The organism is Microbacterium sp. S1037, from assembly GCF_048381605.1.
GTDB lineage: Bacteria > Actinomycetota > Actinomycetes > Actinomycetales > Microbacteriaceae > Microbacterium > Microbacterium testaceum_B.
This window is the reverse complement of sequence record NZ_JBLWIG010000001.1, coordinates 1,435,151-1,457,803: the sequence shown is the minus strand read 5'-3', so window position 1 is coordinate 1,457,803 and position 22,653 is coordinate 1,435,151. Positions and strand designations below refer to the sequence as shown.

Annotated in this window: 36 protein-coding genes; 3 read left to right on the top strand and 33 right to left on the bottom strand. The window is 67.1% G+C overall.

Translation table 11 applies throughout. The features are described 5' to 3' along the window. Positions 1-627, bottom strand: a complete 627-nt coding sequence (locus ACMW4R_RS06475; RefSeq protein WP_081317306.1) for a hypothetical protein — start codon at positions 625-627, stop codon at positions 1-3. Between the two features lie 87 nt (positions 628-714). Here ACMW4R_RS06475 and ACMW4R_RS06470 point away from each other — a divergent pair, with 87 nt between their 5' ends. Together ACMW4R_RS06470 and ACMW4R_RS06465 are read left to right on the top strand one after the other, a co-directional pair. Further along, positions 715-2,481 carry a DUF4012 domain-containing protein gene (locus tag ACMW4R_RS06470; protein WP_418299465.1) on the top strand — a complete coding sequence of 589 codons (1,767 nt, stop codon included), beginning with the start codon at positions 715-717 and terminating at the stop codon, positions 2,479-2,481. A 204-nt stretch (positions 2,482-2,685) separates the two neighbouring features. Beyond that, entirely contained in the window at positions 2,686-3,252 is a 567-nt protein-coding gene (locus tag ACMW4R_RS06465; RefSeq protein ID WP_418299464.1) for a hypothetical protein, read from the top strand. Between the two features lie 82 nt (positions 3,253-3,334). Here ACMW4R_RS06465 and ACMW4R_RS06460 read toward each other — a convergent pair whose 3' ends face one another. The 32 genes from ACMW4R_RS06460 to rpsJ form a co-directional block, all read right to left on the bottom strand. Then, positions 3,335-4,027, bottom strand: a complete 693-nt coding sequence (locus ACMW4R_RS06460; RefSeq protein ID WP_058614731.1) for an endonuclease/exonuclease/phosphatase family protein — start codon at positions 4,025-4,027, stop codon at positions 3,335-3,337. Positions 4,028-4,092: 65 nt separating this feature from the next. Then, the gene (gene truA / locus ACMW4R_RS06455) at positions 4,093-4,950 is read right to left on the bottom strand and encodes a tRNA pseudouridine(38-40) synthase TruA (RefSeq protein WP_058596234.1); all 858 of its coding nucleotides are present in this window, start codon (positions 4,948-4,950) and stop codon (positions 4,093-4,095) included. A 78-nt stretch (positions 4,951-5,028) separates the two neighbouring features. After that, positions 5,029-5,589 (bottom strand): 50S ribosomal protein L17, encoded by a 561-nt coding sequence (rplQ, locus tag ACMW4R_RS06450; RefSeq protein WP_418299463.1) that lies wholly within the window; start codon positions 5,587-5,589, stop codon positions 5,029-5,031. A 43-nt stretch (positions 5,590-5,632) separates the two neighbouring features. After that, positions 5,633-6,622 carry a DNA-directed RNA polymerase subunit alpha gene (locus ACMW4R_RS06445; RefSeq protein WP_013583989.1) on the bottom strand — a complete coding sequence of 330 codons (990 nt, stop codon included), beginning with the start codon at positions 6,620-6,622 and terminating at the stop codon, positions 5,633-5,635. 178 nt (positions 6,623-6,800) lie between these two features. Beyond that, the gene (gene rpsK / locus ACMW4R_RS06440) at positions 6,801-7,199 is read right to left on the bottom strand and encodes a 30S ribosomal protein S11 (protein ID WP_013583990.1); all 399 of its coding nucleotides are present in this window, start codon (positions 7,197-7,199) and stop codon (positions 6,801-6,803) included. A gap of 36 nt (positions 7,200-7,235) precedes the next feature. Then, complete coding sequence (gene rpsM, locus ACMW4R_RS06435; protein ID WP_013583991.1) at positions 7,236-7,610, bottom strand: 30S ribosomal protein S13; 375 nt, start codon at positions 7,608-7,610, stop codon at positions 7,236-7,238. Positions 7,611-7,789: 179 nt separating this feature from the next. Beyond that, positions 7,790-7,906, bottom strand: coding sequence for a 50S ribosomal protein L36 (gene rpmJ / locus ACMW4R_RS06430; RefSeq protein WP_005050492.1), 117 nt, complete (start codon positions 7,904-7,906; stop codon positions 7,790-7,792). A gap of 61 nt (positions 7,907-7,967) precedes the next feature. Next, the gene (gene infA, locus ACMW4R_RS06425) at positions 7,968-8,189 is read right to left on the bottom strand and encodes a translation initiation factor IF-1 (RefSeq protein WP_013583992.1); all 222 of its coding nucleotides are present in this window, start codon (positions 8,187-8,189) and stop codon (positions 7,968-7,970) included. Positions 8,190-8,330: 141 nt separating this feature from the next. Beyond that, positions 8,331-9,035 (bottom strand): DsbA family protein, encoded by a 705-nt coding sequence (locus tag ACMW4R_RS06420; RefSeq protein WP_058596236.1) that lies wholly within the window; start codon positions 9,033-9,035, stop codon positions 8,331-8,333. After that, positions 9,032-9,874, bottom strand: a complete 843-nt coding sequence (map, locus tag ACMW4R_RS06415; protein WP_418299462.1) for a type I methionyl aminopeptidase — start codon at positions 9,872-9,874, stop codon at positions 9,032-9,034. Before map ends, ACMW4R_RS06420 begins: the two co-directional genes overlap by 4 nt. Positions 9,875-9,876: 2 nt before the next feature. Next, positions 9,877-10,473 (bottom strand): adenylate kinase, encoded by a 597-nt coding sequence (locus ACMW4R_RS06410; RefSeq protein WP_058596237.1) that lies wholly within the window; start codon positions 10,471-10,473, stop codon positions 9,877-9,879. Beyond that, entirely contained in the window at positions 10,470-11,792 is a 1,323-nt protein-coding gene (secY, locus tag ACMW4R_RS06405; RefSeq protein WP_058596253.1) for a preprotein translocase subunit SecY, read from the bottom strand. Before secY ends, ACMW4R_RS06410 begins: the two co-directional genes overlap by 4 nt. Before the next feature lie 109 nt (positions 11,793-11,901). Beyond that, a complete protein-coding gene (rplO, locus tag ACMW4R_RS06400) occupies positions 11,902-12,435 on the bottom strand; it encodes a 50S ribosomal protein L15 (RefSeq protein WP_058596238.1) in 534 nt (177 codons plus the stop codon). Further along, on the bottom strand, positions 12,435-12,620 hold the full coding sequence (rpmD, locus tag ACMW4R_RS06395) for a 50S ribosomal protein L30 (protein ID WP_013583998.1): 186 nt from the start codon (positions 12,618-12,620) through the stop codon (positions 12,435-12,437). The genes rplO and rpmD overlap by 1 nt, the downstream gene beginning before the upstream one ends. Beyond that, complete coding sequence (gene rpsE, locus ACMW4R_RS06390; RefSeq protein WP_013583999.1) at positions 12,620-13,300, bottom strand: 30S ribosomal protein S5; 681 nt, start codon at positions 13,298-13,300, stop codon at positions 12,620-12,622. The genes rpmD and rpsE overlap by 1 nt, the downstream gene beginning before the upstream one ends. After that, the gene (gene rplR, locus ACMW4R_RS06385) at positions 13,297-13,656 is read right to left on the bottom strand and encodes a 50S ribosomal protein L18 (RefSeq protein WP_058596239.1); all 360 of its coding nucleotides are present in this window, start codon (positions 13,654-13,656) and stop codon (positions 13,297-13,299) included. Before rplR ends, rpsE begins: the two co-directional genes overlap by 4 nt. A gap of 2 nt (positions 13,657-13,658) precedes the next feature. Further along, positions 13,659-14,195 carry a 50S ribosomal protein L6 gene (rplF, locus tag ACMW4R_RS06380; protein ID WP_058596240.1) on the bottom strand — a complete coding sequence of 179 codons (537 nt, stop codon included), beginning with the start codon at positions 14,193-14,195 and terminating at the stop codon, positions 13,659-13,661. Positions 14,196-14,201: 6 nt separating this feature from the next. Continuing rightward, a complete protein-coding gene (gene rpsH / locus ACMW4R_RS06375) occupies positions 14,202-14,600 on the bottom strand; it encodes a 30S ribosomal protein S8 (protein WP_058596241.1) in 399 nt (132 codons plus the stop codon). Positions 14,601-14,691: 91 nt separating this feature from the next. Next, a complete protein-coding gene (rplE, locus tag ACMW4R_RS06370) occupies positions 14,692-15,282 on the bottom strand; it encodes a 50S ribosomal protein L5 (protein WP_058596242.1) in 591 nt (196 codons plus the stop codon). 2 nt (positions 15,283-15,284) lie between these two features. Then, positions 15,285-15,644, bottom strand: coding sequence for a 50S ribosomal protein L24 (gene rplX / locus ACMW4R_RS06365; protein WP_058596243.1), 360 nt, complete (start codon positions 15,642-15,644; stop codon positions 15,285-15,287). 2 nt (positions 15,645-15,646) lie between these two features. Beyond that, a complete protein-coding gene (gene rplN / locus ACMW4R_RS06360; protein ID WP_013584005.1) occupies positions 15,647-16,015 on the bottom strand; it encodes a 50S ribosomal protein L14 in 369 nt (122 codons plus the stop codon). 35 nt (positions 16,016-16,050) lie between these two features. Then, a complete protein-coding gene (rpsQ, locus tag ACMW4R_RS06355; protein WP_058596244.1) occupies positions 16,051-16,377 on the bottom strand; it encodes a 30S ribosomal protein S17 in 327 nt (108 codons plus the stop codon). Next, on the bottom strand, positions 16,377-16,688 hold the full coding sequence (gene rpmC, locus ACMW4R_RS06350) for a 50S ribosomal protein L29 (protein WP_013584007.1): 312 nt from the start codon (positions 16,686-16,688) through the stop codon (positions 16,377-16,379). Before rpmC ends, rpsQ begins: the two co-directional genes overlap by 1 nt. Beyond that, on the bottom strand, positions 16,688-17,107 hold the full coding sequence (gene rplP, locus ACMW4R_RS06345) for a 50S ribosomal protein L16 (RefSeq protein WP_013584008.1): 420 nt from the start codon (positions 17,105-17,107) through the stop codon (positions 16,688-16,690). Before rplP ends, rpmC begins: the two co-directional genes overlap by 1 nt. Then, positions 17,107-17,865: a 30S ribosomal protein S3 gene (rpsC, locus tag ACMW4R_RS06340; protein WP_013584009.1), complete on the bottom strand. Its 759-nt coding sequence runs from the start codon at positions 17,863-17,865 to the stop codon at positions 17,107-17,109. The genes rplP and rpsC overlap by 1 nt, the downstream gene beginning before the upstream one ends. Then, positions 17,865-18,263, bottom strand: a complete 399-nt coding sequence (rplV, locus tag ACMW4R_RS06335) for a 50S ribosomal protein L22 (protein WP_013584010.1) — start codon at positions 18,261-18,263, stop codon at positions 17,865-17,867. Before rplV ends, rpsC begins: the two co-directional genes overlap by 1 nt. Before the next feature lie 25 nt (positions 18,264-18,288). Continuing rightward, entirely contained in the window at positions 18,289-18,570 is a 282-nt protein-coding gene (gene rpsS, locus ACMW4R_RS06330; protein WP_013584011.1) for a 30S ribosomal protein S19, read from the bottom strand. Between the two features lie 12 nt (positions 18,571-18,582). Further along, the gene (rplB, locus tag ACMW4R_RS06325) at positions 18,583-19,422 is read right to left on the bottom strand and encodes a 50S ribosomal protein L2 (RefSeq protein ID WP_013584012.1); all 840 of its coding nucleotides are present in this window, start codon (positions 19,420-19,422) and stop codon (positions 18,583-18,585) included. Between the two features lie 24 nt (positions 19,423-19,446). Beyond that, a complete protein-coding gene (gene rplW, locus ACMW4R_RS06320; protein ID WP_058596245.1) occupies positions 19,447-19,746 on the bottom strand; it encodes a 50S ribosomal protein L23 in 300 nt (99 codons plus the stop codon). Then, on the bottom strand, positions 19,743-20,405 hold the full coding sequence (gene rplD, locus ACMW4R_RS06315; RefSeq protein ID WP_058596246.1) for a 50S ribosomal protein L4: 663 nt from the start codon (positions 20,403-20,405) through the stop codon (positions 19,743-19,745). The genes rplW and rplD overlap by 4 nt, the downstream gene beginning before the upstream one ends. A gap of 4 nt (positions 20,406-20,409) precedes the next feature. Further along, on the bottom strand, positions 20,410-21,069 hold the full coding sequence (gene rplC / locus ACMW4R_RS06310; RefSeq protein WP_058596247.1) for a 50S ribosomal protein L3: 660 nt from the start codon (positions 21,067-21,069) through the stop codon (positions 20,410-20,412). Between the two features lie 8 nt (positions 21,070-21,077). Beyond that, positions 21,078-21,386 carry a 30S ribosomal protein S10 gene (rpsJ, locus tag ACMW4R_RS06305; protein WP_013584016.1) on the bottom strand — a complete coding sequence of 103 codons (309 nt, stop codon included), beginning with the start codon at positions 21,384-21,386 and terminating at the stop codon, positions 21,078-21,080. 607 nt (positions 21,387-21,993) lie between these two features. On the opposite strand from rpsJ, the gene lepB reads away from it, so the two are divergent. Then, the gene (gene lepB, locus ACMW4R_RS06300; RefSeq protein ID WP_241490565.1) at positions 21,994-22,632 is read left to right on the top strand and encodes a signal peptidase I; all 639 of its coding nucleotides are present in this window, start codon (positions 21,994-21,996) and stop codon (positions 22,630-22,632) included. Positions 22,633-22,653: the final 21 nt, after the last annotated feature.

Here is a 22,653-nt window from a genome sequence, read left to right as displayed (position 1 = left end):
TCAGCCGGCGGATCCGCCGCCCGCGATCGCGACAGTGAGCGTGTCGCTGGCCGTCTGCTTGGCGTACTCGTCCGACGTGGGCGTCGCCTGCACGAGGTACTCGTAGGTGAATTGCAGGGTGACAAATGTGGCGTCGGCGGGGACTTCGCCGACGTTGAACGTCTGCGAGTAGCTGTACGGCGCGAGTACGAGGTAACCGGGTGCGTTCGACTGGTCGGTCTGAGCGGCGAGCGGCGCGAAGGACTGCGTCTCGTTCCCCGGGACCGCGGTCATGGTCGCGCGTTGGAGGTAGACCTTCTGACCGTCGTCGGGCGTCACCGTCGTTACCATCGACAGGCTCACCGGCTTCAGAGCGGTGGGAGTCCACTTGTCCATCGACAGCGTGGACCAGTAGTTCACTGTCGCCGAGACGGCCCCGGCGGTGACGGTCTTCTGCGTCGAACCGCTGGAGAGGTCGTTGGGCACCGGCTGGGGTGCCGGCGAGGAGACCTGCGTCGGCGACGGAGACGCCGGCGCAGCGTTGCCGCCCTGCGCCCACGGCGGCGCTCCGCACCCGGCGACGGCGAACGTCATCGCCACACCGACCGCGCCCAGCACGACACGACCACCACGCGCCCGGTTCCGCATGCACCCTCCCCCGTCGCGGTCAATTCTAGGGTGACGCGCACCACCCGGGCCTCTGACGCCCGCTCGAGGGCGTCCTATTGTTCGTGGGTGATCGGTACTCATGATCGTCGGCCGGCGGCTCGGGCAGAACGCGTCTTCGCCTGGAGCCTCGGGGCCGTTCTCGTCGTCGGGCTCGTCGCGGCCGCGTGGATCGGCGTGCGCGGGGGCATGGCCGTCGCTCACCTCTCGTCCGCACGCCAGACGCTCCAGGCCGCAGAGGCCGGCCCGCACGATCCGCCGACCATCGCGGTGGCGCTCGCGACCGTCCGGGACGACACCTCCGCCGCCCGCTCCCTGACGAGCGACCCCGTGTGGTCGTGGGCGGAACCGCTTCCGTGGATCGGGCCGCAACTCCGGGCTCTCGCCGTGTCCTCCGCGGCGCTGGACACCGCCGTCTCCGAAGGTCTCGGGCCGCTCTCGTCCGCGGCATCCGGGCTCTCCACGGACGTCCTGCGGCCCCGGGAGGGCGCTTTCGACACGACCGTCATCGCGTCGCTCGAACCCGAGGCCGACGCCGCCGCGACGCACCTTCGCGCCGCGGCGGACGAACTGTCCCGCATCGACACGGCACCGCTCCTCGGTCCGCTTCGAGACGGCGTCACGCGCGCGCGAGAGCTCGTCGACGGCGCAGCGTCCGCATCGGACGCTCTCCATCGAGCAACCCTGCTGCTCCCGCGCATGCTGGGCACCGACGGACAGCGGTCCTACCTCGTCCTGTTCCAGAACAATGCGGAATGGCGTTCGCTCGGCGGCATCGTCGGCGCGGTCGCGCAGGTCGACACGCAGGACGGGCGATTCGCGCTCGTCGACCAGGCGTCGACGTCCGATTTCCCGGTCGAAGCCGAGCCGGTGGTCGATCTCCCCGGCGAGGTCCAGGATCTCTTCGACACGCGACCGGCGCGCTACATCCAGAACGTCACGCAGGTACCGGACTTCACCCTCGGTGCACCGATCGCCCGAGAGATGTGGAAGCGCCTCCGCGGGCGGACCGTCGACGGCGTCATCACCCTTGACCCCGTCACCCTCGGCTACGTCCTGAAGGCGACGGGGCCGGTCACCTTGCCGACCGGCGATCACCTCACGCCCGACAACGCCGTGCCTCTGCTGCTGCAGGAGGTCTATCAGCGATACCCCGACCCCGCTCGTCAGGACGAGTTCTTCCGCGCAGCGACAGCGGCCGTCTTCTCCGCTCTCGCCGAGGGGCGCGCCGATCCCGAGCTCCTTCTCGCCGCCCTCATGAGGGCCGGTTCCGAGGGCCGGCTGATGCTCTGGAGCGCGGATGCCGACGAGCAGGCGATCCTCGACGGAACGACGCTGCAGGGCACGCTGCCCGATGACGGCACGGATCGGTCCACGTTCGGGGTCTACCTCAACGACGGTACCGGGTCGAAAATGGACTCCTACCTGCGCCCGAGCGTCGACGTCGCGTGGTGCGGGCAGGACTCGGCGGTGTTGGGCGTCACGCTGCGCAACGACGCCCCGGATCCGGCCTCCCTGCCCTCTTATGTGACCGGAGGCGGCGAGTACGGAGTCCCCGTCGGCGAAGCGCTCACGGGCGTGTACGTCGTCCTCCCCGCCGAAGGGAGGTTGGAGGGGTACGCGTCGACGACGGACGGCATACCGCCGGGCTTCGCGGGTGGAACCCTCGAGGGACGACCCGTGTTGAAGTGGTCCGTTCAGCTTGCGCCCGGCGAACAAGCGCATCTGGACGTGCGCGTGTCCACGCCGTGGACGCCGCATCTCGGTGCCGTTGTGACGCCGACGATCGTGAGTCCGGCGATCGGCCGCGGAGCCACCGGCTGCGGCGGGAACTGATCGAGGAACAGACGGGTCACCACGGGCACACCGCCCGGCCCTGGTGAAGTCCACAGCCTCAGCTCGTGAATACGCCGCGATATGACGGCACCCCGGCGGACTCCTTCGAAAGACTGCCGTCTGGGGCGATCCTCACCGGCAGAGGTCGAGCGGGTCGCTCTTCGACTTCCACCCGGCCACCGTGCCACCGAGATGGGACCCACCATGAAGAACACGATCCTCCGCGCTGCTGCTGCGGTCTCGCTGGCCGCAGCCGTGTTGTTGGCACCGACCGCCGCCAACGCCTACGTCGATCCGTCCGCCATCACCGCGACGCCGAGCACGATCGCTCCGGGCGAGTCCTCGACCTTCACCACGCCCGGCACCCCGTTCACGGGTAACGAAGACGTGCTGATCTCCATCACCGGAGAAAGCGCCTCGGGCGCAACCCTCGGCATGGTGAAGACGGCGATCGAGACCAACTCCAACCTGCACACGAGCGCGAACGCCGGCAAGCTCAACGTCCGGATCACGTTCCCCTCGAACGCCAACGGAACCTACAATCTGACCTTCACGGGCGCGACGAGCGGCACCGTCCTGCACGCCCAGGTGCTCGTTGTGAAGGCGAGCCCGACCCCGACGACGCCGCCGGCCTCAGCGGGGCTGGCCAAGACCGGCATCGACGGCGGCGCCACCACGGGTCTGTGGATCGCCGGTGGCGCGCTCGTCGCCACGGGCGCCGCGGTAGGTATCGGCGCCGTCGTGCGCCGTCGTCGTCAGACGGCCGCCTGACGCTCACACGCGAGAGAGAAAAGGTGGGATCGCCCCTTCGGGCGATCCCACCTTTCGCGTCCCGACGGCTGGCGCTCGTCGATCAGGAACCAGCGGACGTGGGCGACGTCGATACCTCGGCGGTGATGAGAATCGGTAAGTGATCGCTCAGCCCCTGCGGCAACGTGCGGATGTGAGCGATGTCGAAACCCACCGAGGTGGCGAAGTCGTAGTGCCCGCGGAAGAAGCGGTACCGGGTGTACGTCCGTGCGTCACTCAAAGTGAGCTCGTACCCCTGATCGCGCACCTTCTGTCCCAGGTTCTCCTTGAAGACCGGGTAGTTGTAGTCGCCGACCATGAGAGCGGGAAGCCCCGGTCCGAGGTTCTGCAGCTCGTTGAGGGCCGTGCGGATCTGGTGCCGTCGAAGAGAGTTCAGCGCCGTCAGTGGCGCCGCGTGGAACGACGCCACGATGATCTCGCGGCCGTCGTCGATATCACGCAGCCGCACACCCAGCATTCGTTCCTCGGCCGGCTTCAGAACGTAGTCGTGCAGCGACTTCTTCAGCGCGATCGCGCGCACCTCCACGGCCCGGAACGTGTTCTCCCGGTAGTAGACGGCCAGGCCGAGGCGATTGCGCTGGGTCGCCTCGGCGAGCCGGAGACCTGAGATTTCGAGGGGAATGTCTCGCGTGTCGCACTCTTGCAGGCACAACACGTCGACCGCGTGCTCGTCGACGAGTTTCGACAGCTCACCGGCGGCGCGGTGCTTGCGGAGGTTGTACGAGATGACCTTCATGACGGCACCAGCCTAGAGCCGCGCTCTCTCGCGCAACGGGGGTTGCGGATGCACTCTTGGACGATTCATGCGCCGATGTCGTCGGCATCCCTCCGGTTCCGCGTCTGTTCGGCGCGAGAGGCCAGCAGATCGTCGGCAGGGTATCCCACCTGCGCGAGCACCAGCCCCCGTGCTGCCAGCACCTTGGTGTCGGGGGTCCGGCGCCCGTCGTCTCGGATGCGGACCACGTCCTCCACGTCGAGGCGCCCCTCCCCCACCGCCACGCACGCGCCCACGAGCGCGCGGACCATGCTGTGACAGAACGCATCCGCTCGCACGTTCGCGACCAGGATGCCGTCATCCCCGCGCCGCCAGTCGTACTCGAGCAGGGTGCGGATCGTGGTGGCCTCCTCGCGAGCCTTGCAGTAGGCCGCGAAGTCGTGCAGGCCGATGAGGCGCTGAGCAGCGATGTGCATGGCCTCGACGTCGAGAGGAGCCTTGACCGTGGTCGTGCGCAGGCGTTCCAGAGGGTCGTATCCCGAGTTCGCGTCCGCGACCCGATAGGTGTACCGCCTCCACACCGCCGAGAAGCGCGCGTCGAAGCCCGCGGGGGCGAGCGTGGTGCGGTGCACGGTCACGTCGGGGTACGCGCCCAGAACGCCGCGCACACGCCCCGCGAGGGCAGCGACGGCGTCGTCCTCGTCGCCTTCGCGGCGACGACGCGGCAATCTCGCCATCTGGTGGTCGTCGAGATCCAGGTGCGCCACCTGTCCGGACGCGTGCACGCCGGCATCCGTTCGTCCCGCCACGACCAGACGCGGGTCACCGCCCAGAATGCGCGCGAGGGCATCCTCGAGGGTTCCCTGCACGGTGCGCAATCCCGGTTGTCGGGCCCACCCCCGGAAGTGCGTTCCGTCGTAGGAGATGTCGAGTCGAAGACGCACCCCTCCAGCCTACGGCGACCCGGAAACACCACGAAGCCCTCACCCCGGTGGGGTGAGGGCTTCGTCGGAGAGCGGAACTCAGGCCTTGGCGTCGTCCGAGACGGCGTCTTCGGCAGCAGCCTCGGCAGCGGCACCCTCGTCCTGCGACTCGGCGCCGGCCTCCGCCGACTCGTCGGCAGCGGGGGTCTCGTCGACGACGGTCTCCTCGGCGGCGGGCTCCTCGGCCGGGGCGGCAGCAGCGGGAGCCGCGGCGGGCTTCGACGACGAGGGCTTCTTGGTCACGGGCTCGAGGACGAGCTCGATGACAGCCATGGGGGCGTTGTCGCCCTTGCGGTTGCCGACCTTGGTGATGCGGGTGTACCCGCCGTCACGCTCGGCCACCAGCGGCGCGATCTCGGTGAACAGGGTGTGCACGACTTCCTTGTCACCGATCACGCTCAGCACGCGACGACGCGCGTGCAGGTCGCCACGCTTGGCGAACGTGATGAGGCGCTCAGCGAGCGGGCGAAGGCGCTTGGCCTTCGTCTCGGTCGTCTTGATGGACTTGTGCGTGTACAGCGCTGCGGCGAGGTTCGCGAGAAGCAGACGCTCGTGGGCCGGGCCGCCTCCGAGGCGGGGACCCTTCGTGGGCTTAGGCATTTCGTGTTACTCCAGTAGGAAGGTTCGGTCGGGTCTGACGGGGTCAGACGGTCTCTTCGTCGTAGCCGCCGAAGAACTGGGCACCGTCGAAGCCGGGCACCGAGTCCTTGAGCGAGAGGCCGAGCGAGACGAGCTTGTCGCGCACCTCGTCGACCGACTTCTGACCGAAGTTGCGGATGTTCATCAGCTGGGTCTCCGAGAGGGCGACCAGCTCGGACACCGTGTTGATGCCCTCGCGCTTGAGGCAGTTGTAGGAACGAACCGACAGATCGAGGTCCTCGATCGGCATCGACAGCTCGTTCGAGAGAACGGTCTCGACCGGCGCGGGACCGATCTCGATGCCCTCGGCCTCGACGTTCAGCTCGCGGGCCAGGCCGAACAGCTCGGTGAGCGTGCGCCCGGCCGAAGCGACGGCGTCGCGCGGAGCGATCGAAGGCTTCGACTCGACGTCGAGGACGAGCTTGTCGAAGTCCGTGCGCTCGCCGGCACGGGTCGCCTCGACGCGGTAGCTGACCTTGAGAACGGGCGAGTAGATCGAGTCGATCGGGATCTGGCCCGCCTCGGCGTACTCGTTGCGGTTCTGCGTGGCCGAGACGTAGCCGCGGCCCCGCTCGATGGTGAGCTCGAGCTCGAACTTCGCGGTGTCGTTGAGGGTCGCGATGACCAGATCGGGGTTGTGCACCTCGACCCCGGCCGGAGCCGAGATGTCCGCGGCCGTGACCTCGCCGGAGCCGGTCTTGCGCAGGTACGCGGTGATGGGCTCGTCACGCTCGCTCGAGACGACGAGCTGCTTGATGTTCAGGATGATCTCGGTGACGTCTTCCTTCACGCCCGGGATCGTGCTGAACTCGTGCAGGACGCCGTCGATGCGGATGCTCGTGACGGCCGCGCCGGGGATCGACGACAGCAGGCTACGACGCAGGGCGTTGCCGATGGTGTAACCGAAGCCGGGCTCGAGGGGCTCGATGACGAAACGACTGCGGAACTCCCCGACCTTCTCCTCGGTCAGAGTGGGACGCTGTGCGATGAGCACTATGTGTTCCTTTCGATCACGTGCCCGCTATATGACACGTGTAATGGGGTGAGGTGTTGAGTTGTACTCGCGGGATGCCATCGCGACCGCGACCGCGGGTCTCGGCATCCGGAAGTCTGAATCGCGCGTGAGCGCGGCGTTCCCGGGGAGCGAAGAACTCTCCCCGGGAACAGACGCGTCAGACGCGGCGACGCTTGGGCGGACGGCAGCCGTTGTGGGCCTGCGGCGTCACGTCCTGGATCGAGCCGACCTCGAGGCCGGCCGCGGTGAGCGAACGGATCGCGGTCTCACGACCCGAACCCGGACCCTTCACGAAGACGTCGACTTTCTTGACGCCGTGCTCCTGCGCCTGGCGGGCGGCCGACTCGGCGGCCATGCCGGCGGCGTACGGCGTCGACTTGCGCGAACCCTTGAATCCGACACCGCCGGACGAGGCCCAGCTGATGACGGCACCCGAGGGGTCGGTGATCGAAACGATCGTGTTGTTGAACGTCGACTTGATGTGGGCCTGACCCACAGCGATGTTCTTCTTCTCTTTGCGGCGCGGCTTGCGCGCGGCGGACTTGGCCTGTGCCATGTGCGTTCTCCTGAATCCTGACGCTCAGCCCGCGGCTTAGCGCGCCTTCTTCTTGCCGGCGACGGTGCGCTTGGGACCCTTGCGGGTACGCGCGTTCGTCTTCGTGCGCTGACCGCGCACGGGGAGGCCGCGGCGGTGGCGCAGGCCCTCGTAGGAACCGATCTCGACCTTGCGGCGGATGTCGGCGGCGACCTCGCGACGGAGGTCACCCTCCACCTTGTAGGTGCCTTCGATGTGGTCGCGCAGCGCGACCAGCTGGTCGTCGGTGAGGTCCTTGACGCGGACGTCCTGGCTGATGCCGGTCGCGTTCAGGATCTCGACGGAGCGGGTGCGGCCCACGCCGTAGATGTAAGTAAGTGCGATCACCACGCGCTTATCGCGCGGGATGTCGACGCCGGCAAGACGTGCCATGCGGCTCTCCTCAGAGTGTGCTGGAGGTGTGGAGCAGGATCGGTGCTCGGGCCTCCGCCCCGAGGTGTCCCCGCCGTTCGGTCGCTGAGCTCGTCGAAGCGTCCGAGTGGCGGATCTGATCCTGCCGGTGTGTATTCAGTTGGAGATGACGTCGAGTGGAACGACGTCGAGCTGGAAGCTCAGCCCTGGCGCTGCTTGTGGCGCGGGTTGCTCTTGCAGATCACCATCACGCGCCCGTGGCGGCGGATCACCTTGCAGTGATCGCAGATGGGCTTGACGGAGGGGTTGACCTTCATGATGTTCCTGTTTCGCTGTCTTCGAAGCCGCGAGGTGCGGTTCGTTACTTCTCGGCCGGACTCAGCGGTAGCGGTAGACGATACGACCACGGGTGAGGTCGTACGGGCTCAGTTCGACGACGACGCGGTCCTCCGGGATGATGCGGATGTAGTTCTGCCGCATCTTGCCCGAGATGGTCGCGAGCACTTTGTGCCCGTTCGTCAGCTCGACACGGAACATCGCGTTGGGCAGTGCCTCGGACACCGTGCCCTCGATCTCGATGACACCGTCTTTCTTCGCCATAAACTCGCTCACGCTCAGTTGCAGACCGGCCGGTCTGCGGTGGATGGGGGTTCGGTGCTTCGACACGCCAATGAAGGCGCAACGCACCAAAGATCAAGCATACGTGGTAATGCTCAACCCGGCAACTCGCCGGGAGTGTCGTCAGCCGTTCAGACGGGCGACGATGTCCTTCTGCGGGTCACCGGTCAGGTCGGTCTTGTTGGTGAGGAGCGTCCCGTTCACGACGATGGTGGGAGTGGAGACACCACTCGCGCCCGACTGGATCGGGGTCTGACGGGTCATCGCCGTCACATACTTCTCGTAGGTGCCGTCGTTGATGCAGGAGGTCACGGCATCCGATGCGCCGGCGCTCGTCGCGATCGACGCGATCGTGGCGTCGTCCAGGCCCGACGTTCCCTCTGCGGGCTGCTGCGCGTACATCGCCTTGACGAAAGCGGGAATGTTCGCGGGGTCGTCGACCGCGACGCAGTAGGCCGCGCTGGCGGAACGCGTCGAGTACTGGGTCCCCTGCGATGACCGGTCGAGGATGGAGATCGGGTGGATGTTGAGCGTGATCGTGCCATCGTCGACGAGCTGCTGGAGGGTCGGTCCGTACGACTGCTCGAACGAGTTGCAGATGGGGCACATGAAGTCGACATAGGTGTCGACGGTCTTCGAGCCGGAGCCCACCGAGATCGCACCCGTGTCCGTGTTGACCGCCGAGGACTGCGGGAGGGTCCCGGGCGAGGTCGCCTGGCTGTTGGCGAACCACACGACACCGCCCACGACGAGCACGACCACCACCGCGGCAGCGGTGATGCCGATCGCGAACCAGTTCGTGGCCTTACGTGCCGCAGCCATCATCATGAATCGATCTCCTTCGGCACCACACCGAAGGGCGCCAGTTTTTCTGCACCACCGTCGGGAGCGGTGAGAACCCAGATGCCTCCATCGTGCACGGCGACGCTATGTTCCCAATGGGAGCCGGCTGTGCCGTCGATCGTCGACACGGTCCACCCGTCGTCCTCGACCTCGGTGGCCTGATCGCCGATGACGACCATCGGTTCGATGGCCACAGCAAGACCGGGGCGCACCTCCGGGCCCTTGTCGGCCACGGCGTAGTTGAAGACGCTCGGCGATTCGTGCATCTTCCGCCCGATCCCGTGCCCGACGTAATCGCGCAGGATGCCGTAGCCGCCTTCCGGCGCGTTGTCGTCGATGTACGCCTCGATGGCAGCCCCGACCTCCGCCAGGTGCGAAGCACGGCTCAGCGCCGCGATGCCCGCCCACAGCGAGCCTTCGGTGACTTCCGACAGGCGGCGCCGGGGAGCGACGACATCTTCCGGCGCGTCGCCCGGCACGATGACTGTGAAGGCCGAGTCGCCGTTCCACCCGCGGAACTGGGCCCCCGCATCGATGGACAGGATGTCGCCCGCCCGAAGGGGGCGTTCGCTGGGGATGCCGTGGACCACCTGCTCGTTCACCGACGCGCAGATCGTGTGCCGGTAGCCGCGCACCATCTGGAAGTTCGACTCGGCACCGCGCTCGGCGATGATCCGGGCGGCGGCCTCGTCGAGCTCGAGCGTGGTGACGCCCGGAGCGATCAGCGCGCGCACGGCGTCGAGCGCGGCGGCGGTGATCAGCCCGGGCTCCACCATCGCGCGCAGCTGAGCGGGCTTCTTGTAGATCGAGGAGCGGAAGACCACTGTCAGTCAGCCGAACGACGGCGGAGTCCGCGCGCGTCCAGCGCCGCGAAGATCCGGTCCGTGACGTCGTCGAGCCCGCCGACACCGTCGATCTCGTCGACGATCCCTCGCGTCCCGTAGACCCCGAGAATCGGGGCGGTCTCGCGCTCGTAGATGTTCAAGCGGGTCTCGATCGCCTCGGCCGTGTCGTCGGCGCGGCCCTGCTCGGCCGCGCGGGCGGTGAGGCGCGCCAGAGACTCGTCACGGGGAACCACGAGTGCGATGACGGCGTCGAGGGCCTCGTCGCGTCCGCCCAGGAACTCATCGAGGTGCATCACCTGCGCGAGGTTGCGCGGGTAGCCGTCGAGAAGGAACCCCTCCCCCGCGTCCGGCTGCGACAGCCGGTCACGCACGACCGCGCTGGTCAGCTCGTCGGGGACGAGGTCGCCGGCGTCGATGATCGAGGTGACCTGCTTGCCGAGGTCGGTGCCTGCGGCCACATTCGCACGGAACACATCGCCGGTCGAGACGACGGGGATACCGAAGGCCTCCGCGATGCGGACGCCCTGCGTTCCCTTGCCCGAGCCCTGTGGGCCGACGATCAACAGGCGTGCCGTCATCGGAGGAGCCCTTCGTAGTGGCGCTGCTGGAGCTGCGCGTCGATCTGCTTCACCGTCTCGAGACCGACACCCACGATGATGAGGATCGAGGCGCCGCCGAAGGGGAAGTTCTGGTTCGCGCCGACCGTGGCGAGGGCCACGAGCGGCAGGAGCGCGATGAGGCCGAGGTAGATCGAGCCGGGGAGCGTGATGCGCGTCAGCACGTAGTCGAGGTACTCGGCGGTCGGGCGTCCCGCGCGGATGCCGGGGATGAACCCACCGTACTTCTTCATGTTGTCGGCGACATCGACGGGGTTGAACGTGATGGCGACGTAGAAGTAGGTGAATCCGACGATCAGCAGGAAGTAGATGAGCATGTACAGCGGGTGGTCACCGCGCGTGAGGTACTGCGAGATCCAGGTGACCCACGGGGCCGGCTCCTGACCGGCCTGGGGCTGGTTGAACTGCGCGATGAGCGCCGGGATGTACAGCAGCGACGACGCGAAGATCACCGGCACCACACCGGCCATGTTGACCTTGATCGGGATGTACGTGTTGGTACCGCCGTAGGTGCGGCGGCCGACCATGCGCTTGGCGTACTGCACCGGGATGCGGCGCTGCGACTGCTCGACGAAGACGACGAGCGCGACGACCAGGATCCCGACGGCCAGGACGAGGAGGAAGACCTCGACACCGCGCGAGTTGAGGATCGACATCATGGCGGCCGGGAAGGTCGCGGCGATCGAGGTGAAGATCAGGATGGACATGCCGTTGCCGACGCCGCGCTCGGTGACCAGCTCGGCGAACCACATGACGAGGCCCGTACCGGCGGTGAGCGTGATGATCATCAGCAGCTGAGCCCACCAGACGTCATTCGTCAGGAGCTGCTGGCACTCGGGAATGCCGGCCGAGCCGAAGAGCTGGCCGGAACGTGCGACGGTGACCAGGGTGGTCGACTGCAGCAGTGCGAGGGCGATGGTCAGGTAGCGCGTGTACTGCGTCAGCTTCGCCTGTCCCGCCTGGCCCTCTTTGTAGAGCGTCTCGAAGTGCGGGATGACGACGCGCAGGAGCTGCACGATGATCGTGGCCGTGATGTACGGCATGACGCCGAGCGCGAAGATCGACAGCTGCAGCAGGGCGCCGCCAGAGAAGAGGTTGACCAGCGACAGCAGACCCTCGGTGCTTCCGGAGTCGCTCAGACACTGCTGAACGTTGGGGAAGTCGACGAACGGCGACGGGACGTGAGCACCGAGCCGGTAGATGGCGATGATCCCCAACGTGAAGGCGATCTTGCGCCTCAGGTCGGGCGTGCGGAAAACCCGCGCGATGGCGCTGAACAAAGGGGATTCCTCCAGAACGATCTCGGCGCGCCGCAGGCGCACACCAAATCAGACTAACCCAGAAGGGGCCGACGGCCGTAAGGCCGCCGGCCCCTCCGGGGTTCGGGCGTCAGTTGACGGTGCCGCCCGCGGCGACGATCTTCTGCTCTGCGGAGCCGGAGACCTTGTCGACCGAGACGGTCAGCGCGACCGAGATGTCGCCGGTGCCGAGCACCTTGACCTTCTCGTTCTTGCGCACGGCGCCCTTGGCCACCAGGTCGGCGACGGTCACGTCGCCACCCTGCGGGTAGAGCTCGCCGAGCTTCTCCAGGTTCACGACCTGGTACTCGACGCGGAACGGGTTCTTGAAGCCGCGGAGCTTCGGGGTGCGCATGTGCAGCGGCATCTGCCCACCCTCGAAGCCGACCTTGACCTGGTAACGGGCCTTGGTTCCCTTGGTACCGCGACCGGCCGTCTTACCCTTCGAGCCCTCACCGCGACCCACACGGGTCTTCGCGGTACGGGCGCCCGGGACGGGACGCAGGTGGTGGACCTTCAGCACGCCGGGGCGGGCCGCGGGAGCTTCCTTCTTCTCAGCCGTCTTACGGGCCGAGGCCTTCTTCGGGGCGGCGACCGTGGCGGTCTCGTCCTTCTTGTCAGCCATTAGTCGATCTCCTCAACCTTGACGAGGTGGGCGACGGTCTTGACGTAGCCGCGCGTCTGCGCGTCGTCGGGACGGACGACCGAGTCGCCGATCCGCTTGAGACCGAGCGAGCGCAGCGTGTCACGCTGGTTCTGCTTCTCGCTCACCTTGGACTTGATCTGCGTGACCTTCAGACGCTCGGCCATCAGGCACCTACCTTCTGAGCGGCGGCCTCGGCGCGCACGAGGCGGGCCGGGGCGACCTGGTCGAACTCCAGGCCACGGCGGGCGGCCACGGCGCGGGGCTCCTCGAGCGACTTCAGCGCTTCGACGGTCGCGTGCACGATGTTGATCGTGTTCGACGAGCCGAGCGACTTCGAGAGGACATCGTGGATGCCGGCGCACTCGAGGACGGCGCGGACGGGACCACCGGCGATAACACCGGTACCGGCGGCGGCGGGGCGCAGGAGCACCACACCGGCAGCGGCCTCACCCTGGACGGGGTGCGGGATGGTCGAGCCCGAGCGCGGAACGCGGAAGAAGTTGCGCTTGGCCTCTTCGACACCCTTCGAGATGGCGAGGGGGACTTCGCGGGCCTTGCCGTAACCGACACCTACGACGCCGTTGCCGTCGCCCACGACGACGAGCGCCGTGAAGCTGAAGCGGCGACCACCCTTGACCACCTTCGACACGCGGTTGATCGTCACGACGCGCTCGAGGAACTGGCTCTCGTTGCGGTCGCGCGAACCACGGTCGCGCTGGTTGGTGTTGCGCTCGCGACCACCGCGACGCGGCTCGCGCTCACGCTCGGCGGGGGCCGTGGCCGCAGCCGCACCCTCAGCCGGTGCAGTCTGCTCGGTCACTTCGGTCTCCTTGTTGTCACTCACAGGTTCAGCCCTCCTTCGCGGGCACCGTCGGCGATCGCGGCGACACGACCGGCGTACCGGTTCCCGCCACGGTCGAACACGACGTCGGACACGCCGACGGCCTTCGCACGCTCGGCGACGAGCTCGCCGACCTTGCGGGCCTTGGCGGTCTTGTCACCGTCGAAGCCGCGCAGGTCGGTCTCGAGGGTGGAGGCGGAGGCCACGGTGTGGCCCTTGCTGTCGTCCACGACCTGGACGAACACGTGGCGCGCCGAACGCGTCACGACCAGACGGGGGCGCAGCTCGGTGCCAACGACCTTCTTGCGAAGGCGCGCGTGGCGACGTGCGCGAGCAACAGACTTCGACTGCACAGCCATGCTTACTTACCAGCCTTTCCGGCCTTGCGGCGGACGACCTCGCCCGCGTAGCGCACACCCTTGCCCTTGTAGGGCTCGGGCTTGCGGATCTTGCGGATGTTGGCGGCGGCCTCGCCGACAGCCTGCTTGTCGATGCCGCTCACGGTGAGCTTGTTGTTGCCTTCGACCGTGAGGGTGATGCCCGCGGGCGGGTCGATCAAGACGGGGTGCGAGAAGCCGAGGGCGAACTCGACCGAGCTGCCCTTCTGCGCCACGCGATAACCCGTGCCGACGACCTCGAGGCCCTTGGTGTAGCCCTGGGTGACACCGATGATGTTGTTGTTGATGAGCGTGCGGGTCAGGCCGTGGAGCGACCGCGACTCGCGCTCGTCGTCGGGGCGGGTGACGAGAACCTGGTTCTCCTCGACCGACACCTCGAGGGGCTGCGCAACGGTGAGCGCGAGCTCGCCCTTGGGGCCCTTGACGGAGACCTCCCGGCCGTTCACCGTGACGGTGACTCCGGCGGGGATGTCGATGGGAAGACGTCCGATACGCGACATGTCAGATCACCACACGTAGGCGAGGACTTCCCCGCCGACGCCCTTCTGCTCGGCCTGACGGTCGGTGAGGAGACCGGAGGAGGTGGACAGGATGGCGACGCCGAGCCCGCCGAGGACCGTGGGGACCTCGGTCGACTTCGCGTACACGCGGAGGCCGGGCTTCGAGACGCGCTTGATGCCGGCGATGGACCGCTCGCGGTTCGGGCCGTACTTCAGCGTCATGTTGAGGGTCTGGCCGACGCGAGCGTCTTCGACGTTCCAGTCGGCGATGTAACCCTCCTGCTTGAGGATTTCAGCGATGTTGGTCTTGAGCTTCGAGCTCGGCATCGACACGGAGTCATGGTGCGCCGAGTTCGCGTTGCGCAGACGGGTCAGCATGTCTGCGACCGGGTCTGTCATCGTCATGTGTTGCTTCTTTCGTTCATGAGGTTTCGCCTGCCGTTACACGACAGGCGACCTTCGATGATGGGCCCCCGGAAACCCGGGGGCCCAAGGATCAGGCCTGAGCGTCCGCCGCCTGGAACGGGAAACCGAGCTGACGCAGCAGCGAACGGCCCTCGTCGTCGGTCTTGGCCGTGGTGACGATGGTGATGTCGAAACCACGGACACGGTCGATGCGGTCCTGGTCGATCTCGTGGAACACGGACTGCTCCTGGAGACCGAAGGTGTAGTTGCCGTTGCCGTCGAACTGCTTGGGCGACAGGCCGCGGAAGTCGCGGATGCGCGGCAGAGCGAGGTTGACGAGGCGGTCGACGAACTCCCACGCGCGGTCACCACGGAGGGTGACGTGCGCGCCGATGGCCTGGCCTTCGCGCAGCTTGAACTGGGCGATCGACTTGCGGGCCTTGGTGACGACAGGCTTCTGACCGGTGATCTTGGTGAGGTCGTCGACCGCACCATCGATCACCTTGCTGTCGCGAGCGGCCTCGCCGACACCGGTGTTCACGACGACCTTGACCAGGCCGGGGATCTGCATGACGTTCTCGTAGCCGAACTCGTCCTGCAGCGCCTTCTTGATCTCGGCGTTGTACTTCTGCTTGAGGCGGGGCTGGATCTTGCCAGTCTCCGCGGCAGTCACGGTGCTCATGTTCAGAGGTCCTTGCCTGACTTCTTCGCGAAGCGCACGCGGACGGTGCGCTTGACGCCGTCCTTGACCTGCTCCTCGACCCGGTGGCCGACACGGGTCGGCTTCTTGGTCGAGGGGTCGACGATCGCGACGTTGGAGATGTGGATCGGGGCCTCGAACGTCTCGATGCCACCGGTCTTGGTGCCGCGCTGGGACTGGCCCACGCGGTTGTGCTTGGTGACGTAGTTCACGCCCTCGACGATGACGCGGTTCTGCTCGGGAAGGACCTCGAGGACCTTGCCCTGCTTGCCACGGTCGCCGCCGCGCTCGGGCTTGGCGCCCGAGATGACCTGAACGAGGTCACCCTTCTTGATTTTCGCCATGATCAGATGACCTCCGGGGCGAGCGAGACGATCTTCATGAACTTCTTGTCACGAAGCTCACGACCGACCGGTCCGAAGATGCGGGTGCCGCGGGGCTCCCCGTCGTTCTTCAGGATCACGGCGGCGTTCTCGTCGAACTTGATGTACGAGCCGTCGGGACGGCGGGTCTGCTTGACGACGCGGACGACGACGGCCTTGACCACGTCGCCCTTCTTGACGTTTCCACCCGGGATCGCGTCCTTGACCGTGGCGACGATGACGTCACCCAGGCCGGCGTAACGACGGTTGGAGCCGCCGAGCACGCGGATGGTGAGCAGCTCCTTGGCGCCGGTGTTGTCGGCGACCTTCAGCCGGGATTCGTTCTGAATCACTTTTTACTCCTTGGGTTCCAAGCAAGCCGCGAGGCTTACTTGGCCTTCTCGAGGATCTCGACCAGGCGCCAGCGCTTGGTGGCGCTGAGCGGACGGGTCTCGTTGATGACGACGAGGTCGCCGATGCCCGCCGAGTTGGTCTCGTCGTGCGCCTTGACCTTCGAGGTGCGACGGATGACCTTGCCGTAGAGCGGGTGCTTCACGCGGTCCTCGACCTCGACGACGATCGTCTTGTCCATCTTGTCGCTGACGACGTAGCCACGACGCGCCTTGCGGTAACCGCGGGCGTTCTCGTCACGGACATCGTGTTCGGCGTGCTCGTGACCGGCGACCTGCGCCTCGGCCTTCTTCGCGGTAGCCATTACTCCGCCTCTTCCTTCGCGGCGTCGTCAGCGGCATCCGCCTTCTTCGCCTTGCTCTTCTTCGCCTTCGTCGCCTCGACCGGAGCCGGGGTGGCGCGGATGCCGAGCTCGCGCTCACGGATCACCGTGTACAGACGCGCGATGTCGCGCTTGACTGCACGGATGCGGCCGTGGCTCTCGAGCTGGCCGGTGGCCGACTGGAAGCGCAGGTTGAACAGCTCTTCCTTGGCCTTGCGCAGCTCCTCGACGAGGCGCTGGTCTTCGAACGTGTCGAGCTCGCTCGGGGCGAGCTGCTTGGTGCCGATCGCCATTACGCGTCGCCCTCCTCGCGCTTGATGATGCGTGCCTTCAGGGGCAGCTTGTGGATGGCACGGGTCAGTGCTTCACGAGCGAGTTCCTCGTTGACACCGGCGACCTCGAAGAGGACGCGACCCGGCTTGACGTTCGCAACCCACCACTCGGGCGAGCCCTTACCGGAACCCATGCGGGTTTCGGCCGGCTTCTTGGTGAGCGGACGGTCGGGGTAGATGTTGATCCACACCTTTCCACCACGCTTGATGTGACGCGTCATGGCGATACGAGCGGACTCGATCTGACGGTTGGTCACGTAAGCGGGGGTGAGCGCCTGGATCCCGAACTCACCGAACGACACCGTGGTGCCACCGGTGGCCTGGCCCGAACGGCCGGGGTGGTGCTGCTTGCGGTACTTGACCTTGCGGGGGATGAGCATTACGCCGACGCTCCTTCTGCCACGGGGGCCTCGTTGCGCGGGCCACGACGACGGTCGCCACCGCGGTCGTCACGACCGCGCGACTTGGGCGCGTTGGCCTGCTCGCGGGCGAGCTCCTTGTTGGTGAGGTCGCCCTTGTAGATCCAGACCTTCACGCCGATGCGGCCGAAGGTCGTCTTGGCCTCGTAGAAGCCGTAGTCGATGTTCGCGCGGAGCGTGTGCAGGGGCACCCGGCCTTCGCGGTAGAACTCGGAACGGCTCATCTCAGCGCCGCCGAGGCGGCCCGACACCTGGATGCGGACACCCTTGGCGCCGGCGCGCTGTGCGCCCTGCAGGCCCTTGCGCATCGCGCGGCGGAACGCCACGCGAGCGGTGAGCTGCTCAGCCACACCCTGCGCCACCAGCTGAGCGTCGGCCTCGGGGTTCTTGACCTCGAGGATGTTCAGCTGGATCTGCTTGCCGGTGAGCTTCTCGAGGTCGGCGCGGATGCGCTCGGCCTCGGCGCCGCGGCGACCGATCACGATGCCCGGACGGGCGGTGTGGATGTCGACGCGGACGCGGTCACGCGTGCGCTCGATCTCGATGTTGCTGACGCCGGCGCGGTCGAGCGACGTGGTCAGCAGGCGACGGATCTTGATGTCCTCGGCGAGGTAGTCGGCGTAGCGCTGACCGGCCTTCGTCGAGTCCGAGAACCACCGCGACACGTGGTCGGTGGTGATGCCGAGGCGGAAGCCGTACGGGTTGACCTTCTGTCCCATTACTTGCTCGCCTTCTTGTTGGCGCGAGCCGGGGCCGCCTCAGCGGTCTCGGGCGTCGCGAGCACGACCGTGATGTGGCTCGTGCGCTTCTTGATCTGGAAGGCGCGACCCTGAGCGCGGGGCTGGAAACGCTTCAGCGTCGTGCCCTCGTCGACGTACGCGTTCTTCACGTACAGGTCAGCGTCATCCAGGTACTCGTTCGTCTTGTCGGCCGTGACGCGAGCGTTCGCGATGGCCGAGGCGACGAGCTTGTAGATCGGCTCGCTCGCGCCCTGGGGCGCGAACTTCAGGATGGCAAGGGCCTCTTCGGCCTGCTTGCCCTTGATGAGAGCGACGACACGACGAGCCTTCTGAGGGGTCACGCGGATGTGTCGCACGCGTGCGATGGACTCCACCATTTCTCTCTCCTCTTGCGCCCCCGCGTCAGCGGCGGCGGCCCTTCTTGTCGTCCTTCACGTGGCCGCGGAAGGTGCGGGTGGGCGAGAACTCGCCCAGCTTGTGGCCGACCATGGTCTCGGTCACGAACACGGGGATGTGCTTGCGACCGTCGTGCACGGCGATGGTGTGTCCCAGCATGGCGGGGATGATCATCGAACGGCGCGACCAGGTCTTGATGACGTTCTTCGAACCGGCTTCGTTCTGCGAGACGACCTTGCGAAGCAGGTGCTCGTCGACGAAGGGGCCCTTCTTAAGGCTGCGAGGCATCTTCCTCTACTCCTACTTGCGCTTCTTGCCGGCGGTACGACGGCGGACGATGAGCTTGTCGCTCTCCTTGTTCGCGTGACGGGTGCGGCCCTCGGCCTTGCCCCACGGCGAAACAGGGTGACGACCACCGGAGGTCTTACCCTCACCACCACCGTGCGGGTGGTCGACCGGGTTCATGGCGACACCACGCACGGTCGGGCGGACGCCCTTCCAGCGCATGCGGCCGGCCTTGCCCCAGTTGATGTTCGACTGCTCGGCGTTGCCGACCTCGCCGATCGTCGCGCGGCAGCGCACGTCGACGTTGCGGATCTCGCCCGAGGGCAGACGCAGCTGCGCGTAGGGGCCGTCCTTCGCGACCAGACGCACCGAGGCGCCGGCCGAACGGGCCATCTTCGCGCCGCCACCGGGACGGAGCTCGATCGCGTGGATCACGGTACCGGTGGGGATGTTGCGCAGCGGCAGGTTGTTGCCGGGCTTGATGTCAGCGCCGGCACCCGACTCGACGACGTCACCCTGCGACAGCTTCGCCGGAGCGAGGATGTAGCGCTTCTCACCGTCTGCGTAGTGCAGCAGGGCGATGCGCGCGGTGCGGTTGGGGTCGTACTCGATGTGCGCGACCTTGGCGTCGATGCCGTCCTTGTCGTTACGACGGAAGTCGATCAGACGGTACTGACGCTTGTGGCCACCACCGATGTGACGCGTGGTGATGCGGCCCTGGTTGTTGCGGCCACCGGTCTTCGACAGCGGGCGCAGCAGCGACTTCTCAGGCGTCGATCGGGTGATCTCGGCGAAGTCGGCCACCGACGAGCCGCGGCGACCGGGGGTCGTGGGCTTGTACTTGCGAATAGCCATTGTTCTTGTCCTCTATCCCGACCGTCAGCCGACAGACGTGAAGATGTCGATGGTGCCGGACTTCAGCGTGACGATGGCACGCTTGGTGTCCTTGCGCTTGCCGATACCGAAGCGGGTGCGACGGGCCTTGCCCGCGCGGTTCAGCGTGTTCACCGAAGCGACCTTGACGCCGAAAATCTTCTCGATCGCGAGCTTGATCTCGGTCTTCGACGAACGGGGGTCCACCAGGAAGGTGTACTTGCCCTCGTCGATGAGCGAGTAGCTCTTCTCGGAGACGACCGGCTTCAGGATGATGTCGCGCGGGTCCTTGTTGACGGCGGTCATGCCGAGACCTCCTCGGTGGCGCCCGACTTCGACGCGACGAAGGCGTCGTAGGCGGCCTTGGTGAAGACGATGTCGTCGGAGACGAGCACGTCGTAGGCGTTCAGCTGGCCGAAGGTCAGCACGTGGACGTACGCGAGGTTGCGCACGCTCTTGATCGTCAGCTCGTCGTCGCGGTCGATGACCACGAGGACGTTCTTGACGGCACCGAGGCCGGTCAGCACCGCGGCGGCAGCCTTGGTCGAGGGCGCGCCCTCGATGCCGAAGCTGTCGACGATGTGCAGGCGCTGGCCACGAGCACGGTCGCTGAGCGCACCCAGGAGGGCGGCGGCGATCATCTTCTTGGGGGTGCGCTGGCCGTAGTCGCGCGGCTTGGGGCCGTGGACGATGCCACCACCAGTCATGTGCGGCGCGCGGATCGAGCCCTGACGGGCGTTACCGGTGCCCTTCTGCTTGAAGGGCTTGCGGCCGGCACCCGAGACCTCGCCACGACGCTTGGTCGAGTGCGTGCCCTGGCGAGCCGCGGCGCGCTGCGCCACGACGACCTGGTGGATGAGGGGGATGTTCGTCTTGACGTCGAAGATGTCGGCGGGCAGCTCCACGGAGCCGGCCTTCTTGCCGTCGACCTTCAGGACGTCGAGCGCGAGAGTCGAGTCAGCCATGAGATCAGGCACCCTTCACTGCGTTGCGGACGTAGACGATGCGGCCACGAGCACCGGGGACGGCGCCCTTGACGAGCATCAGACCCTTCTCGGCGTCGACGGCGTGCACCGTGAGGTTGAGGACGGTCACGCGCTCGCCACCCATACGGCCGGCCATGCGCATGCCCTTGAACACGCGGCTCGGGGTCGACGAGGCGCCGATCGAGCCGGGCTTGCGGTGGTTGCGGTGCGCACCGTGCGAAGCGGACACACCCTTGAAGTTGTGGCGCTTCATGACACCCGCGGTGCCCTTGCCCTTGCTGGTGCCGACGACGTCGACCAGCTGGCCGGCCTCGAAGAGACCGTCGACCGTGAGCTCCTGACCGAGCGAGTAGTCCGCGGCATCCGCGGTACGAACCTCGGTGAGGTGACGGCGGGGGGTGACGCCCGCGGCCTCGAAGTGGGCCGTGAGGGGCTTGTTCACCTTGCGGGGGTCGATCTGGCCGTAGCCGATCTGCACGGCGTTGTAGCCGTCCTTCTCGACCGAGCGGAGCTGGGTCACGACGTTCGGAGCGACCTCGATGACGGTGACGGGAACGAGCTTGCCGTTCTCGTCCCACACCTGGGTCATGCCGAGCTTGGTGCCGAGGAGGCCCTTGGAGATCTTGGAGTTGATGTCAGCCATGTCGAACCTCAGAGCTTGATCTCGATGTTGACATCGGCCGGGAGGTCGAGGCGCATCAGCGAGTCGACGGCCTTGGGCGTCGGGTCGATGATGTCGATGAGGCGCTTGTGGGTGCGCATCTCGAAGTGCTCGCGGCTGTCCTTGTACTTGTGGGGCGACCGGATGACGCACACGACGTTCTTCTCGGTCGGCAGGGGAACCGGGCCCACCACGGTGGCGCCGGCACGGGTCACGGTGTCGACGATCTTGCGCGCCGACGAGTCGAGCCCGGCGTGGTCGTACGACTTCAGGCGAATGCGGATCTTCTGTCCCGCCATTGTCTGCTCTCTCTCTTTCTCGCGTCTTACCCGACCTGGGGCATTGGACGCACGGTGGTGCTGACGCACCCTGGCACTTCCCCTCGCTGACGCGAGAGATGCTGCACCGCTGTTCAGCTGTCAAACCGGATGCCATGGCATCCGGCCCGCCCCTCGCACGCACGCGCGCGAATCCTGTGAAGGAAGAGGGGGTTCGGTGTGGTGTTCTGCTGCCCGCGGCCCAGGACCCTGCGCTCACGCGCCGCCTGTGCACTGCCCTGACAGTGATCCTGGCGCGCGCCGAGCGCACGCCGGAATGTGGAACTGGACTAGTCTACGGACCCGTCGGGCGTGTCGCAAACCCGGGCGTGTCGCGCGCGGCATATCCTCAGCATCGCTCGCCCGGCCGCCGGTGCGCGCGGTGCTTCCTATGAGGGTGAACCGCTCGTGAGAGCGCCGCCACCCGGCCATCGACGAGTTCGCTTCCTGCCTACCATGTCGGCGCGCGCGGACGTCCGTGCGGCCGGAGAACCCGATTGGCGGCAGGCACATGAGCGCCCGTGATCCCGACGCGTCCAGGATGCGCACCCGGTGGCAGCGCGTACGCCGCTCCCCCATCCTGCATCTGGTGGCCGCACTGCTGGTGCTCTTTCTCCTGCAGGCGTTCGTCGTGAAGCCGTTCCAGGTGCCGTCCGAATCGATGTCGCCGACCCTCGAGGCGGGTGATCGCATCCTGGCCGACCGGATCACCCTCATCGCATCCGATCCTCGCCCGGGCGACGTCGTGGTGTTCTCTCGCCCCGAGGCGTGGGAGACGGATGCCACGGCGCCGAGCCCACTCCGTCGGGCGGCGGGCTGGGTCGGGGATCTCGTGGGCTTCGGTCCGAGCAATCTCGATGCGCTCGTGAAGCGGGTCATCGGCGAGCCCGGGACGACCGTGCAGTGCTGCACGGCGGACGGCCGGGTCCAAGTGAACGGGACCGCGCTCGACGAGGACTACGTCCGAAACGACCTCGCCTTCGCTCCCGGGCAGCTGGATTGCGACAGCGTCCCGGCGTCGTCGCGCTGCTTCGGCCCCGTCACCGTCCCGGACGGCTCCTTCCTGGTCATGGGCGACAATCGGGCGAGTTCGTCGGACTCGGTGGTGAAGTGTCGCGGCACGGCGTCGACCGACGGATGCGCGCGCTTCGTCCCTCGCGATCAGGTCATCGGGACCGTCTTCGCGATCGTCTGGCCGCTCGACCGGCTCTCCTCACCACTCGGCTGACGACGACGATGCGGCACCGCC